The organism is Bacteroidota bacterium, assembly GCA_020402865.1.
Taxonomy (GTDB): domain Bacteria; phylum Bacteroidota; class Bacteroidia; order Palsa-965; family Palsa-965.
This window is the reverse complement of the sequence record JADBYT010000026.1, coordinates 46,850-62,798: the sequence shown is the minus strand read 5'-3', so window position 1 is coordinate 62,798 and position 15,949 is coordinate 46,850. Positions and strand designations below refer to the sequence as shown.

Sequence of the window (15,949 nt, the reverse complement as noted above, 5' to 3'; positions counted from 1 at the left end):
TTTAAATGGCACATCAGTAATGCCACAAATCGCTTTCGTAATTTCGTATTGTTTCCTTTACGCGTTCCGATTCATACATCGCATCAAGCCCTTGTGTGTAGCCGTTTATGGTGCGGTCGTACACATTTGATTCCTTGTGGACATAACTGCTGAAAAAACGCTTCAGTAATATATCATCAAAACTCAGGCGCGGGAAAAAATTTTGCCCGAGAAATACTTCATGCTTCACCAGCAGCGGGCGCAATTGCGGATAATACACCCAGAATAACGGCTTGTAACCCATTACTTCGCCCGTTTGCGGATCGCGCTTGGCCTGCAGCGGACAAAGCCCGATGATGCGCACATCCATTACACTGCGCTGCTTATCGAAAAACCAGTCTTCCTTTACCCACCACGCCATAATTTCTGATGTTTGCAGTGTGGTGCGTATCGTATCAATGCGATAGGTGCCCGGATTATTCGGATCTTCCACTTCCAGATAATCCACACTGTTCAGCAGTCCCGATACAGCTTCGGCGCTCATTTTGGTGGTAAACTCATCATCAATGGCCGGATTGTCGAATGCAGTGATGCAGCCGCCCAGCACCCCGCTGCGCACCACATCAAAAAGACTCATCAGTCCGTTGTGCGGTGTTTCGGGATAGTAATACGGATGATTCATTTTCTCGCGCATGTCGAGCGTACGCCACACCCGTTTCGACCACATTACATCCGCTTCACGCACGTACGGCAACGGAGCCGGGCGGCGTGTGGCAGTAGCACCGGTAGTTTCGGGCGAGATAATGCGTGAGGGCGCAGGCGGATCGCAGGGCGGAGGTGATTGCGCCCAAAGGTGCGAAGCGAGAAAGAGTAAGGCAAAAAACAAAATTACGCGGAGCGCAAACCGGAGCTCATGCGCAAACGGCCGCCACTTTTCGTGCCACGTAAAAACCCGCGACGGCCTGAATACAGAACGATTGCTTTTCATACCACAAACGCTCAAACACAATGGTTAGGTAGTTTGAACTGGTAAACAAGTGCTTCATGCGCGGTTTATATCGGGTGTTTGTTTATAATAAACGAATATCGTGCCGGAATTGGTGTGTGAATGGAAAAAGTTTTTTTCATCCCCCCAAAAAAACAACCGGGCCTGCTCCCAAAAAAAGAAGCAGGCACCGGCCGCCGCAAAAGACACGATCTCTTTCAGTAATTCCAGAAATCGTGCTCCATCGTTGAGAGACCAATACGGATACGATCAGCCTCTAATTGCGCATCCATACCTTTCACCACCATTTCAGTGCCTGAACTGTACATATTCAGTTCCTTGTGAATGTAGCTTGAAAACATGCGCTTCTGAAACACATCATCATAACTTAAACCTGACGCATCATTCTTTGAATTGAAATATGCAAAGCGCACAAGCACCGGACGCACCTGATCGAAATACAGCCAGAACATAGGCTGATAACCTCTCACCTGCCCGGTTGCTGTTTTACGTTCGCGAAGCGGACACATGCCTCTGATACGCACATCCATTACACTGCGCTGTTTATCAAAAAACCAGTCTTCCATCATCCACCAGGCTTTTACATCGGCCGAAGTAACCGGCGCATCCTCAAACGGCTCAAGCGTATTGTTCCGCACCGACTCTGAACTGCCATTGAAAATTTGCTGCACCTGACCCTTACTCAGCTCCACCGAAAACATCACCCCGTTATCATTTACATCGTACCCGTTTATTTCACCGCTCAGCATTCCCGCTTTAATGGCATCAAACAAACTGCTGCGGCCCTGCACCGGTGTTTCCGGGAAATAAAGCGGGTGATTGAATTTCTCGCGCAGATCCATTGTGCGCCACACCCGCTTGGCCCACATCAGGTCTTTATCCGTGGTCGGGTAACAACTCACGCTTTTACGATGCTGCATTTGCGAAGGTCCGTCATACGCATGAGTTTGCGCTTCAGAACGATTGCAAAGCATTACAAAACCGAACAGGGAAAGTACAGCAGCTATTTTCATCGGGGAGAAAGGTTAAGTAATGAAAAACGGAAAAAACAGCCGGGGAAGTATGTACCGCCCCGGCTGCCGGGATTAAAGATGCCAGTAATCGTGCTCGTTGATGAAAATATCGTTCTTGATACGCTCTGATTCAAACTGTACTTCCAGTCCTGTGGCATAGCTGCCCACACTCCGGTCAAATACATTCGACTCTTTATGAATGTAGCTGCTGAACATGCGTTTGCGGAATACATCGTCGTAGCTCAAACGCTGGGCATCGTTGCGGGTGTTGTAGCATTCTTCTTTGGCAAGGATCGGACGAAGCTGATCAAAATGAATCCAGAACAGTGCCTTGTAGCCAATCACTTCACCGCTTTCGCTGCTTCCTTCCACAGCCGGAGCAAGTTTTTCCTGCAACGGACAAATGCCCACAATGCGCACATCCATCACTCCGCGCTGACGGTCCCAGAACCAGTCTTCTTTCACCCACCACGCTTTAATCATACGCGATTCAAGCGGTTGCGCTACCCACACACTGTCATACGTACCCGGCTCATTGGGATCTTCCTGCACCGTCCAGTAGCCCGCGTTAAACAGTTCGCGCGTGGTGGCGGGCGACATGGGCGTGGTAAACTCATCGTCGAGTGCGGCATTATCGAAAGCGGTAAGATCGCCGGCAATGATGGCGCGTTTCACCACATCAAACAAACTGCGGCGGTTGTTTATTTGTGTTTCGGGATAATAGAGCGGATGATTGAATTTCTCGCGTAAATCAATCGTGCGCCACACGCGTTTCGACCACATAATATCGGCTTCGCGTTCGTGTACATAAGGTACGGCACGCTTGTTCTGCACATTTTCGCGCACATAAAAATTATCGGGCATAAGCACCTGCGCATGCAGCGAAAGCGAGGTAAGCAGAAAAACAACGAGCAGATAAAATGCAGCAATGCTGCGGCCGGCTGGAATAACGAAGGCTTGTGCGTTCATGGCTTCTTGTGCTGTGCAGAATAGTTTTCTGCGGTTTCGAAACCATAAAGCCCGGAAAGTGTGAAAGTGACGTTGCTTTGTAAAATAATTTACGAAACACTGGTTTCCATCCAGTTACAATACAAAACAGCATTATGAAAAGGCCGTTTCAAGGTCAATTTCGTTGCGTAAATCAACCAGCGCCTGCACTTCGGCTTTGTTCTTTCGCATAGCCCGAAGCAGTGCCGATTTTCCGTTCGAGCGGCGGATGCGCACATAATAATACTGCGCAAACATACCGCTCAGCGGCATGGCCACCATAAAGGCAGCAAGCAGCCACCAGTTGCGAAACAACAAAGCTACCGCCAGACTTTCGAGCCCCCAGCAGATGAGCCAGAGAAACGCGCCCACTGTGGCATTGATGGAAGCATGCCACTCAATATTGCGTACAATTTTTTGCGTGAGGAGATACGGGACTTTGTAGGGAATGTAATTGGTAATTACACCAAACACCCACACCGGAAAGCCGAGTGTAAAGAAAGCCGCATCGCCAAGTACATCGCCGCCACCCATTTTTTCGATCGACGAAGGACGCAGGTTCCAGTCGCGGATGCCGAGGTCTTTAAGCCGTTGTAAATAATCCTTCACCTGAATGCGCAGTGCTTCGGCCTTTTCGGGTTGTGTGCGCGAAAGTTCATTCACAAAGCCTGCAATTTTAAGTGTAGTTAAATGTGTGTCGCATTGGTTTGAAGGATTGCCGCCGGCTTCGCGGGTGCGTTCGCGCAGAAACATTTCTTCGAGTCCGGCCACAAGTTCATCATCGGCAGAATTTTCGATGATTACAATTTCCTTTGCCATGCGCGTTTCGAGTTCGCGCGTAAATTGGTTTACCGCTTTTGCCGGCGACTCGCGGTAAGCCTCGGCATAATCGGCTGCGGCAAACGGTTTACCAAAACGCACATGCACGGTGGTGCGGAATTTCCACGGTGTGGAAGAATAGTTGATGCCCACTGGCACAATTTGCAGACCCAGCTGAAAGTTGTTTGCTTCCTCGGCCGTAAAAGCAATACGTGCGGTACCTTTTTTCAGTTTGCGCAGGCGGCGCTCCTGAATACAAAGGCCTTCGGAGAAAATAATGATGGCCTTTTTACGCTCAAGCATGGCCGTGCAGCGCGCAAAGGTTTCGTCGTTCTTTGCCAGATTTTCCACCCCTTCCTGCAGGCGGTAAATGGGCAGCATCCCGATAAACTCAAACGCGGCGGCCATCCATTTTTTCCGGAACACATCGCTGCGCACCAGAAACCACGAGCGGCGTTTCACGGTCATGCCCACAATTATGGCATCCATAAACGCATTGGGGTGATTGGAACACAGCAGCAACGGCACGCCGTGCGGCACGTTTTCGTGACCGGTAACATGCAGGCGGCGCGAGTAGCGGTAAAAGAAGCCTACCAGAAAGTGAAGCGTATGCTTGAGCCAGAGATGAAAAAGAAGCTGCACAGGATTGAGTTGGTGCGTGATTGAAAAGCGAAGATACGAAGGAAGCGGCTTTTGTTAAAGCAAAGCAGTGAGTATGCTCACTCCTCCACACAAAACAACACTACCCGTTTCTTTTTCACCTTCGCCTTTTTGGCTGCCGCCTTCAACTGCTGCTGAAACTCGGCAAAGCCGGGCTGTTCGGTGGCATACTCCGGTTTCCAGTAGTTGGGCGGGATCACTTTCCGGTAGGGTTGTTTGCTGCGGTAGCGGGCGGCCTCGGCGGTGAATTCCTGCAAAATCTGTTGTTCAATTTCGGGCAGGCGGATGAGTTTGGCGGCAGGGTAGTCTCTTTCGCCGTTTGGCACAGCCTGCGCACCGGAATTATTGATTGTGTATTTGAAGAAGCCGGCTCGCCAGGGTTCGGCAGTTTTACTGCGAATGGTGAAACGACCATAGTCGCGTTGATTTTGAGTAATTCCGTTTTCGCCCCCGCTGTCGTGGATACCGGGAATGAAATGAATTTTCATTCCGGCCGGAAGTTTCGGGGCGAGATAATCGTTTACTGCCTTGCAGCGATTGGCCGCCAGATGCAGCGAAGTATATTGCGTACGGCCTGCAATATGATCGGGTGCGTAGAGTATGGCAAACAAATCGTTGCTTTCGGGCTGTGAGCCAGATGCGGGAGAAATATAGGCAAGCAATTTGTCGAGCTGCAGCTTTCCGGCAGAAGTAAGCAGGTGCGAACTGGCAAAGAAACAAGTCGAGTCGAGTGTTAGCCATTCGGTTAACACGATGCGCCTGCCTGCACTTAATACTGCCGGTGTGCGGGCATACAGCAACTCAAAATCATCAACCTCTCCCGGTTCCGGTTGTGCAGCCAATTCGGCATCGGCAATTATAAATGCAGCCCGCGCTGCTTTGGGGTGCTGCGGAAAAAATTCGAGCAGGCGCAAACCCTCTTCGGTTGTTTTCTGAAGCAAAAAAGCCGTATCGGCAATGGCGGCCTGATCGGGCGAATTTTTGTAGTAACTGATATAGTCGATGCACCAATTCACACTTGTGCAACGCCGCCGTGCCAATGTGCGCACGCTATCGGCAAAGGCGGCATCAAATTCGGCCACAGCCACAAGGTCTTTAAAGGTAGTGGCTTCGGCAATTTCTTTGCGTGCCACTTCTTTTTTCAGCTTCATAAGCCCGGCGTCGGCCGGATAGCGCTCCGCAAAAAGCGTATAGTAGCGTATTGAGTTCACTTCGCTGCGATGCAGTTCACGCTGCATCGAATCAGCGCCACCGGCTGTAATACGCCGCATTACTAATTTTTCCCAGTACGAAGCCGTATCAATACCCCGTGCATTGTTTTGCAGAAAAGTGGTAAGTGGCATTTCTCCTTTGTATTCAGCTGCCGCTTCGGCGAGCATATACAGCACAGCTTCGGGATGTTGAATGGCCGGCACACGAAAGAACATGTAGTTATCCATGTAACTCTTCATGTTCAGGTAGCGCACACCGCCCAGCGTGGTGATATGCGCTTCATACACCACATCGCGCTCGCTGAGGTACGGACTCACGAAACGCATTTCGTAAGTATTTGACGTTGAGCGGCTGATGCGCAACGGCCTGTCGTTCATCAGGTTCCAGTTGCCCAGAAGCGGTTCATAAACCGGCTCGGCCGGCTGACGCAAAGGCTGTGGCTCTACGTATGCTCTGGAGTACAGGCGAACCAGTAAATCGTTGTTCCCTTTGCCGCCACGGCAGCGCCCGGCACCGGTTATCACAACCAGTGCAAGCAGCACACATATACGAAATGCTGTTTTAACCATTTCTGAATTGAGGTGTTTAGTTGAAAATACACATTTTTTGCTCCCGGTAATTACTCCGCAGGCAAACAGCAGCCCCAAATCACCCTATCGTTACACGAATATTAACACACTATATAATTTACTTCAAAAGCACAATTCAGATAAATAATTATTATTCTACAAACTACCATCCTACCATCTTGCAATTATTTACAAATGAATAATCCCGATAAATCGCTGTATATACCATTAATATTAATAACTAAATCTGTTCATAAACACACATACTATTTATCATAACATCTGTTTTCAATCAGGTAATCACTTGAAAACATTGAATATTTATTATTTATTCACCGATTTACTTCAGACATACCATAGTGATAATTCATGTATTAGGTTTGCCTAACACCAAAAACAGAACCCATGAAAATTACATTCAAACTGCTTGCAGGCCTCTTCCTGTTTGGCGCCATTCAGCTCGGCGCGCAAAACGGAGTTACAACGCAGGCCAACACACAACCCTATCCGGCAAAACCGGGCAACAGCACACAGGCGGCTCCCGGCAATCCGATTCCGCTCAATGGCAACGGCTCGCACAGCGTAGCCTATCAGGACAGCAAATGCGGCCTGAACTATGTATTTGCCAAACAACGGCTGGGACAGCGTTTCTTCCCGGCAGGTGTTCCGCAACCGGCCATATTTACCATTGCCGGCATTCCGGCCACAGCCATTATTGAGCGTGCATTTGTTTGGTCTGATGCATCGGGCAACGGAGCCGGATTTAACATTACCAAAAACGGTCCGGGCGGTTTAGCCATTGCGCCTTCTGTACTGGTAGGAAGCGATGTGGATAAGTGCTGGGGCTACAACGGCTCACACACGTATCGCGCAGACCTTACCGGTTCTGTGCCGAATGGTTTAGCTGCCAACGGCAACTACACCCTGAGCGGGTTCCCGGTAGGCCCGCCGAACGACATTGACGGCGCCACACTGGTAATCATTTACAGCGATCCCACCGCTACATTTACCGGCGATCTGGTAATCTGGGACGGTGCCATTGTACGCTTGGGTGTACCCATGGTGACTACCATGAATGGCTTCACCGTGTGCGGAACCGGCGGCTTCAATGCCCGTGCTTTTGTAGGCATCGGCGACCTTCAGGGTCTCGGTTCACAGCTTGAGATAAACGGTGTTACCGGCATTCCGGCACAGGAAGACTGGTGGGATTGGGTGGATGTGCCCACCACGGTAGCTGCCGGTCAGGCTGCTGCCACATTTGGCAATAACGTACAGTTTGATTGCTACAACTACGCAGTAACAGGCCTCTACTGGCAATCAAACTGCGGACAAACCTGCACCTATCCTTGCGAAGCAAAGCCTGATTTCAAATGGGACGGCTGCAACCCGATTCAGTTTCAGGGTGTAAACAACGGTGTATCGCCGGTAGTATCCTGGTTCTGGGATTTTGGTGATGGTACCTTCTCAAACCAGCAAAACCCGCTGCATACCTATGCTGCTGCCGGCAGCTACAAAGTATGTCTCACCATCATAAGCCGTGGTTCTGATGGCGAAACCTGCTGCGACCGTATCTGCTACGAAGTAGAAGCCTGCCCGCCGCCTCCGTGTGGTGTAATTCCCGAAGTACGCTGGGAGTGCAACCGCAACAATCCGTCGGAAATCATCTTCACTGACTTCTCAGTGGCTACCGGCGGTTCAGTTTGCGGTTATCAGATTGACTATGGCGACGGTACTCCAAGTTTCTCCAGCACAACCATTCCGCCGCACGTATATCCGCAGGGAAGCTGGGAAGCCTGCATTGAAGTGATTGTATGTGTGTATGACGCCGCCGGCAATGTAATTGACCGCTGCTCAGACAAAGTATGCTTCAAAGTAGAGACCTGTAACATTATCCAGCCGCTGCGCATTGGTAACAGCGACGGAGGCACTTCGGTTCAGCCTGATGCACTTCAGATTTTCCCGAGCCCGGCATCTTCGCAAATTAACATTGTGGTGGCGAATGCCAATGCCGCTCAGGTGCGCATCATGAATGCAACCGGACAGGAAGTAGCTACCGGCACACAGCAAAGCAGCCGTTCATGGCAGGCCGACGTAAGCGGACTGGCTCCCGGCAATTACTTTGTGGTGATCCGCACACACACGGGCGAAGTGATGAAAAAATCTTTCATTAAAGACTAGTCGCACTTGACCCGGATAGCATAAAGGCGTATATTTAACTGATGTTTGCCTGCATCAGGTTTCCGGGGTGGATCCACACACTACATGCCGGAAACTAATCCTGAACACCTTCGGAACGCCAGTTTCGAAGGTGTTCTTTTTTTACTTGAGAAGATGTGAATTTGTGAAACGTAATATAAAATGATGTAATCGGTATGCGCTTGTGTGCTTACCTTTGCAGTCTATGAGCAATTTGCTGACTGCAAAGAACATTACTAAACGCTATGCCAGCCACACGGCACTCGACGATGTGAGCATTACCGTGCCCGAAGGCTGCGTTTACGGATTGCTGGGGCCCAACGGAGCCGGCAAAACTACACTCATCCGCATCATTAACCAGATTACCGGCCCCGACAGCGGCCATGTGCTTTTTGAAGACAGGCTGCTGGCGCCCGAACATGTGCGGCAAATTGGATACCTGCCCGAAGAGCGCGGACTCTACCGTAAAATGCCCGTGGGCGAACAGGCCGTATATCTTGCCCGCCTCAAAGGAATGAGCGCCGCAGAAGCAAAAAAACGTGTGCGCGAGTGGTTCGAACGCTTTGGCATTGAAGGCTGGTGGAAAAAGAAAGTCGAGGAACTTTCTAAAGGCATGCAGCAGAAAGTTCAGTTCATTGTAACCGTGCTGCACGAACCCCGACTGCTCATTCTCGACGAGCCTTTCAGCGGTTTTGATCCTATCAACGCCCAACTTATACGCGACGAGCTGCTGCGCCTGCGCGAACGCGGTGCAACCATTATTCTGTCCACCCACAACATGGGCTCAGTGGAAGAACTATGCGACCATATTGCACTCATCAACAAATCGAAAAACATTCTCGAAGGCCGGGTAAAAGAAATCCGCCGTTCGTTTGCCATGAATATGTGGGATATATCGTTTAAAGGTAACCTCATGGGCTTTACCAATGCCATGTGGACAGGTGCCGAACTCATATCTCAGCACGAAGACGAAGAACACAAACAGGTGCGCATTAAACTGCTGGGCAATACCACGCCCAACCAGCTTCTGCAGGCCGTGATGAGTACAGCCGAAATTACAGGCTTCCAGGAAGTACTGCCTACCATGAACGATGTGTTCATCAGAAAAGTGAACGAAACAAACGGCCTCGATACCAATGTGGCTGGCACAAAAAGCAACTACACGGAATAATCTTACCCCGACTAGTTATGGGAAAAATCGGCATTATCATTGTTCGTGAATACCTGAACCGGGTTAAGAACAGAACGTTCATCATTATGAGTATTGTGGCACCCTTGTTGTTTGCCGCAACGGTCATTCTCCCTTCTTACCTCAGCACACTGCCCAGCGATCCGCGAAGCATTGTGGTAGTAGATCAGGTAGCTGCAGGATGCGGACAGCTTTTCAATTACGAAAAAATGTTCCGCGATACGTTTAATCTGCATTTCGACACACGCTTTGCAGAAAAACCGTTGGACGAAGTAAAAAAGCTGTTTAACGACTCGCAACAAACCTCACTGCTTGTGATTCCGGCCAGTTTCATGGGCGCATGTGATTCAACAGGAACCGCAGCATCTTACAATGTGACGCTGTTTTCTAAAAACGAGCCCGGGCAGCAAACCATTAATCATATCTCCAAACTGTTCAGCGAATCATACCGCCAGTTCATCTTTAAATCCGACAGTACACTGTCTTACGATAAAATTGAGGAGATGAAACGGCAGATTATGGTGTACAGCAACGTAAAGGGCGATGTCAGCAAAAGCGACATTAAAGCGATAACCGGCATTGGCTTTGGCATTATTATCTATTTCTACGTGCTTTTCTTTGGCGTGCAGGTGATGCGCAGTGTACTCGAAGAGAAAAACACACGTATTGTAGAAATCATTGTTTCGTCTGTGAAACCATTCCAGTTGATGACCGGAAAGATTATTGCCACGGCAATGGCGGGACTTACCCAGTTTCTGGTGTGGGCGCTTCTTTCGTTCCTTATCATCATGCCCATCATCAACAAAGTAAACGACAAACGTATGGATGTAACACAGGCCCAGCTAAATCCCACGGCCATTGCTCCAACCATGCAGAACAGTGACGCCTTACCTATTTCAGTAAACGAAACGCTTGAAGGAACGATAGATACTATTCGTTCAATCCAATGGGGACTGATACTGATGGCGTTTGTGTTTTACTTTATTTTCGGTTACCTCATGTATGCAGCAATGTTTGCTGCAGTGGGCGCTGCAAGCGATACGGAAACCGATACGCAGCAGTTTTCACTGCCGCTCACCATTCCCCTTGTCATTGCCATGGCCTCGTCGGGCATGGCAATGAACAATCCGAACGGGCAGGCTATGCAATGGCTTTCGATGATTCCTTTCACCTCACCGGTATCGATGCTTATTCGTTTGCCATACAACGGTGTGAGTGTTTCCGAACTGCTGCTTTCGATGTTGATTCTGCTTGCCTCGTTCCTGTTTATGACCATGATTGCTGCGCGGATTTACCGTGTGGGGATCCTCATGTATGGCAAAAAGGCAAGCTGGCGTGAACTGGCAAAATGGTTGTTCTGGCGCGGCTGAGTGGTGCAACATGCGTGAATATCGTACCTTCACGCATCGCCTTATTTCACACACAAACTGATTATGCGCGTTGCCGTTATCGACTTAGGTACAAACACATTTAATCTTCTGGTAGCCGATACGGGAGCGGGCAATGCTTTTTCAATTATTTACAACGAAAAAGTGCCTGTGAAACTGGGCGAAGGCGGCATAAATAAAGGCTATATAGCCCCGCCCGCATTTGAGCGCGGCATCAACGCCATGCGAAATTACGCCACCGTCATTCAGTCGCTTGATACGGAGCGGGTGCTGGCTTTCGCCACTTCGGCGGTGCGCAATGCGGTAAACGGAAAAGAATTTGCCGAAGCCGTAAAAGCCGAAACTGGCATAAACATCGAAATCATTTCCGGCAGCCGCGAGGCCGAGTTCATTTACAAAGGCGTAAAGCAGGCCGTGCAGCTTCACAGCACACCCTCGCTGATTATGGACATAGGCGGCGGCAGTACGGAGTTTATCATTGCCGATGAAGCCGGCATACGCTGGAAACACAGCTTTGAAGTAGGTGCCGCACGTTTGCTCGATACCTTTGCGCCGTCTGATCCGCTCACCGCCGCCGAGCACGAAGCCATTTCGCTATTCCTTTGCAATGCGCTGCAGCCACTGTTTGATGCCGCCGCCCTGCACAAGCCGCAGGAACTCATCGGTGCATCAGGCTCATTCGATTCGCTGGCCGAAATGGTAGCGTGGGAATTTCACACACCCGCAGTGTTCGAAGGCATTACAGAATACACTTTTTCGCTCAGCGAAGTCGATTTCATTCACCGCCGGCTGCTGCAATCGACCAAGGCCGAACGACTGGATATGAAAGGCCTTGTAGCCATGCGTGTGGACATGATTGTGGTATCCACCCTGCTCGTGGAAACGGTACTGAAACAGCTTGAACTTAAGCACATGCGGCTTTCTGTTTACGCGCTGAAGGAAGGTGCGTTGTGGGAAACGATTTCAATGTTCAGATCAAATCAGGGCTGAGCTGCCGCTGGCCGCTTATGCTTCCACCGCTTATGCGACCATGCCCACACATCGGGATCGCGGATAATATCCTGCTCAAGCCGTCGGGTATGAATCTCGGTAATTTCACCCGGCTTGTAATCGCCCGGATTTTCAATCAGCAGCTCACCTGCCACGGTGTAATACCCGCGCTTCACACGGGTAATGCTCATATAAACAACCGGGTAATTTAATTTCTGCGAAAACTTCTCAGCCCCAAGATACACGGGAGTATCCTGATTTAAAAAGGTCATCCAGTGCGCTCGTTCGGGCCGGGGTGTTTGATCGGCAATTAGTCCGAGTGCAAAATTATTGGTCTTGCTGAGCCGCTCAATGTACTCGGCATTCTCTTTAATCGGAATCAAACCTGTACCGAAACGTGAGCGCATACGCACCACCATGTTATTGAAATACTTGTTTTTAAGCGGCACATATACGCCCCAGAGTTTATGTTTCTGCGTAATACCGAAAGATGTGGCGGCCCATTCCCAGTTGCCATGATGTCCAAGAACAATTACCACATTCTGATTCTTTTCTATAAGGCGATTTAGTAACACCGCAGTTTCGGGCGTATAACTGCAACGTTTGGCAAGCTGCGCATTGGAAATAGTAAGCGACTTAAATACTTCCACCAGCAAATCAGCCAGAAACTTAAAATAGTTTTTTTGAATCCGTTTAATCTCCTCTTCCGTTTTTTGAGGGAATGAATTTCGCAGATTGGAATAAACCACTTTTTTCCGGTAACCAAACACATAAAACAACATCACATACACCACCCACGACAAACCGTAAAGCAAGGGAAACGGAAGGATGGAAATGAAATACAGTAAGGGAAGTAAAAGATAATAGCTGATGGCCTGCATGGGTAATCCGGCTGTTAAAAATGTACTGCAAAAATGCCAAAACTAATTTACACCGCAAGTATCTGCCTGCGGCGATTACTTTCTCCCGTTATTTCCCCCCAAAACAGGCATTATATTCCTCAAAAATAACCGTGCAACCATCCAAAATGACTATTTTTGACACGGTCTGCCGAATTTCCTCACGACCACAGCAATTTCTTATCACAATTTACATGCAAGAATCAAATTTGAACGCCACGGGGATGGAGTACAATACCGACCTTCCGCCGATGGTTATTTCGGAGTACGGGCGCAGTGTGCAGCGCATGATTGACATTTGTCTGACTATTGAAGACCGCAACGAGCGCAACCGTTGTGCGCGCACAATTATCAAAGCAATGGCGCTGCTCAATCCGCAGCTTAAAGAATATCAGGATTACGAACACAAGCTCTGGGATCACCTGCATATTATGTCGGATTACAAGCTTGATGTGGATTCGCCCTATCCCAAGCCGGAGGCCAATGTGCTTGCCGCTCCGCCCGAACGTGTGGCTTACCCGCAAAGCGATATCCGCTTCCGCCACTACGGCAAAATTCTGGAGGATCTGGTGCGCAAGGCCATTAAGGAAGAAGATCCGAAGAACCGCGAAATCTTTACCGGCCAGCTGGCGCAGTTAATGAAAAAACATTACCTGAACTGGAACCGTGATTCAGTGAACGACCAGCTGATTATTGAACAGCTTGACATGCTGAGCAAGGGGCAATTAAAGGTGGCCGAAGATTTCAAATTCCTTCACACCAATGATATTCTTCCGCGCAATGCGGTGCCTGCCAACCAGCAGCCGCAGTTTGCCACCAACAAGAAGAAAAACAACAACAAGAAGAAAAAAGGCAAGTACTGATCGCTGCGTATGAGCTCATTCGTAATTACCGGTGGAAAACGCCTCTCGGGCGAAGTAATTCCTCAGGGCGCCAAAAACGAAGCCCTGCAAATTCTTTCGGCGGTTCTCCTCACCCCAGAAAAAGTAACCATCAGCAATATCCCCGATATTATTGATGTAAATAAACTCATCGACCTGCTGCGCGATTTGGGCGTGAAGGTGGAGAAAACCGGTCACGAAACCTATACGTTTCAGGCCGACGACATTGATATTGACTATATCAATTCCGAAAAATTCAAGAAAAAAGGAGCAGCGCTGCGTGGCTCAATTATGATTGTGGGGCCGCTGCTGGCACGTTTTGGCCGTGGCTACATTCCAAAACCCGGTGGCGACAAAATCGGCCGCCGCCGTTTGGATACCCACTTTATCGGGTTTGAAAAGCTGGGTGCAAAATTTGAGTACGACGCCACCAACGAGTTCTTCAAAGCCGAAGCCAAGCGCCTCAAAGGGGCATACATGCTGCTCGACGAAGCATCGGTAACCGGCACGGCCAATATTGTAATGGCCGCCTCACTGGCCGAAGGCGTAACCACCATTTACAACGCCGCCTGCGAACCTTATCTGCAGCAGCTTTGCAAAATGCTGAACCGCATGGGTGCCAAAATTTCAGGCATCGGCTCCAACCTGCTCACCATTGAAGGCGTTGAAAAACTCGGCGGCACCACACACCGCATGCTGCCTGATATGATTGAAGTAGGCAGCTTCATTGGCCTGGCCGCCATGACCCAGTCGGAAATCACCATTAAGGATGTAGCTTATGATGAGCTTGGTGTGATTCCCGATGTGTTTGCCCACCTCGGTATTAAAATGGAACGCCGTGGTGAAGACCTTTTTATTCCGGCGCAGGACCGCTACGAAATCGACACCTTCATAGACGGCTCCATCCTCACCATTGCCGATGCGCCCTGGCCCGGCTTTACGCCCGACCTGCTGAGCATTGTGCTGGTTACCGCCACGCAGGCCAAAGGCAGCGTGCTGGTACACCAGAAAATGTTTGAAAGCCGCCTGTTTTTTGTGGATAAGCTCATCGACATGGGCGCGCAGATTATTCTCTGCGACCCGCACCGCGCCACGGTCATCGGCCTGAACCGCGAACACCAGCTGCGCGGCGTAACCATGACTTCGCCCGACATCCGCGCCGGGGTATCGCTGCTTATTGCGGCGCTTTCGGCCAAAGGGAAAAGCACCATTCACAACATCGAGCAGATTGACCGCGGCTACCAGAATATTGACGGCCGCCTGCGCAATCTCGGTGCCGACATTGTGCGCCACGACGGTGTATCGATGTAACGCCAAAACTTCCGTAACTTGCAGTAATACTTTTTATCGTTTTTACCATGAAGCTGAATCCGTTTATCCGTCTTACCGCAGCTGCCGTACTTATGGCAGGAATTTCGATGGCTGTATCAGCCTGTAAATTTGGCAAAGACGGAGGCCAAAAAACCGAGGAGCCCATTACCGCCATGCCCGACTACACGCCGCCTGCCACCGCCGTGGAAGGGCTTAACGTGGGCAATATTGCTCCTAATATTGAACAGAAAAACCCGAAAGACTCACTCATTCCGCTTAGTTCGCTGCGCGGCAAATTAGTCCTCATCGACTTTTGGGCTTCGTGGTGCGGCCCCTGCAGGGGCGAAAACCCCAACGTGGTGCAAACTTACAACACTTACAAGGACTCGGTTTTTGCGGGTGCGCAGGAAGGCTTTACGGTGTATGGTGTTTCGCTCGATAAAAACAAAGAGGCCTGGGAAAAAGCAATCATTACCGATAAGCTATCATGGCCTTATCATGTAAGCGATCTGGGCTTTTGGGGCAATGCGGCTGCCGTGCGTTACGGTGTACGTTCTATTCCTACCAACGTGCTTATTGACGGCAACGGCGTGATTCTGGCCAAGAACCTGCGCGGCAATGCGCTTTCGGCCGCCATCCGCACACAGCTTGAAACCGACCGCGCCAAAGTAAAAGGCGCGCTCAAACGCCGTGCTTCCGTGGCAAAAGCCACTAAGTAACAGTTACTAAGGGCTGAGCCGCAAAACTGACACAAAAACATTCCTTTCCGGCCATTTACTGCCAGTTTGGCGGGAATTCCCCGCATGGCTTGTTTTTTGCCCCGGCGAAGCCGAGTACTTAGCCAATGGGG

13 protein-coding genes are annotated in these 15,949 nt (G+C 49.9%); 7 read left to right on the top strand and 6 right to left on the bottom strand.

Going from position 1 to position 15,949, the window contains the following annotated elements; genetic code table 11:
• Nucleotides 1-13: 13 nt before the first annotated feature.
• From gldN (IM638_16340) to IM638_16320, 5 genes are all read right to left on the bottom strand, one after another.
• Nucleotides 14-967, bottom strand: a complete 954-nt coding sequence (gldN, locus tag IM638_16340; protein MCA6364604.1) for a gliding motility protein GldN — start codon at nucleotides 965-967, stop codon at nucleotides 14-16.
• A gap of 215 nt (nucleotides 968-1,182) precedes the next feature.
• The gene (gldN, locus tag IM638_16335; protein ID MCA6364603.1) at nucleotides 1,183-1,998 is read right to left on the bottom strand and encodes a gliding motility protein GldN; all 816 of its coding nucleotides are present in this window, start codon (nucleotides 1,996-1,998) and stop codon (nucleotides 1,183-1,185) included.
• A 72-nt stretch (nucleotides 1,999-2,070) separates the two neighbouring features.
• On the bottom strand, nucleotides 2,071-2,967 hold the full coding sequence (gene gldN / locus IM638_16330; protein ID MCA6364602.1) for a gliding motility protein GldN: 897 nt from the start codon (nucleotides 2,965-2,967) through the stop codon (nucleotides 2,071-2,073).
• Between the two features lie 132 nt (nucleotides 2,968-3,099).
• A complete protein-coding gene (locus IM638_16325; GenBank protein MCA6364601.1) occupies nucleotides 3,100-4,446 on the bottom strand; it encodes a 1-acyl-sn-glycerol-3-phosphate acyltransferase in 1,347 nt (448 codons plus the stop codon).
• A 77-nt stretch (nucleotides 4,447-4,523) separates the two neighbouring features.
• Entirely contained in the window at nucleotides 4,524-6,245 is a 1,722-nt protein-coding gene (locus IM638_16320) for a hypothetical protein (protein ID MCA6364600.1), read from the bottom strand.
• 405 nt (nucleotides 6,246-6,650) lie between these two features.
• Here IM638_16320 and IM638_16315 point away from each other — a divergent pair, with 405 nt between their 5' ends.
• The 4 genes from IM638_16315 to IM638_16300 all read left to right on the top strand — a co-directional run bounded on the left by IM638_16315 (nucleotide 6,651) and on the right by IM638_16300 (nucleotide 12,008).
• On the top strand, nucleotides 6,651-8,423 hold the full coding sequence (locus tag IM638_16315; GenBank protein MCA6364599.1) for a T9SS type A sorting domain-containing protein: 1,773 nt from the start codon (nucleotides 6,651-6,653) through the stop codon (nucleotides 8,421-8,423).
• Between the two features lie 223 nt (nucleotides 8,424-8,646).
• A complete protein-coding gene (locus tag IM638_16310; protein ID MCA6364598.1) occupies nucleotides 8,647-9,612 on the top strand; it encodes an ATP-binding cassette domain-containing protein in 966 nt (321 codons plus the stop codon).
• 17 nt (nucleotides 9,613-9,629) lie between these two features.
• Nucleotides 9,630-11,000 (top strand): ABC transporter permease, encoded by a 1,371-nt coding sequence (locus IM638_16305; GenBank protein MCA6364597.1) that lies wholly within the window; start codon nucleotides 9,630-9,632, stop codon nucleotides 10,998-11,000.
• 63 nt (nucleotides 11,001-11,063) lie between these two features.
• Entirely contained in the window at nucleotides 11,064-12,008 is a 945-nt protein-coding gene (locus IM638_16300) for a phosphatase (GenBank protein ID MCA6364596.1), read from the top strand.
• Here the strand turns inward: IM638_16300 and IM638_16295 are convergent.
• A complete protein-coding gene (locus IM638_16295) occupies nucleotides 11,999-12,889 on the bottom strand; it encodes a lysophospholipid acyltransferase family protein (GenBank protein ID MCA6364595.1) in 891 nt (296 codons plus the stop codon). The two genes, IM638_16300 and IM638_16295, sit on opposite strands and share 10 nt — an antisense overlap.
• Before the next feature lie 212 nt (nucleotides 12,890-13,101).
• Here IM638_16295 and IM638_16290 point away from each other — a divergent pair, with 212 nt between their 5' ends.
• From IM638_16290 to IM638_16280, 3 genes are read left to right on the top strand one after another with little or no spacing between them, the layout of a single operon-like run.
• Nucleotides 13,102-13,770, top strand: coding sequence for a DUF4290 domain-containing protein (locus tag IM638_16290; protein ID MCA6364594.1), 669 nt, complete (start codon nucleotides 13,102-13,104; stop codon nucleotides 13,768-13,770).
• 9 nt (nucleotides 13,771-13,779) lie between these two features.
• Nucleotides 13,780-15,099 carry a UDP-N-acetylglucosamine 1-carboxyvinyltransferase gene (gene murA / locus IM638_16285; GenBank protein ID MCA6364593.1) on the top strand — a complete coding sequence of 440 codons (1,320 nt, stop codon included), beginning with the start codon at nucleotides 13,780-13,782 and terminating at the stop codon, nucleotides 15,097-15,099.
• A gap of 47 nt (nucleotides 15,100-15,146) precedes the next feature.
• Nucleotides 15,147-15,818, top strand: a complete 672-nt coding sequence (locus IM638_16280) for a TlpA family protein disulfide reductase (protein MCA6364592.1) — start codon at nucleotides 15,147-15,149, stop codon at nucleotides 15,816-15,818.
• The last annotated feature ends 131 nt before the right edge of the window (nucleotides 15,819-15,949 follow it).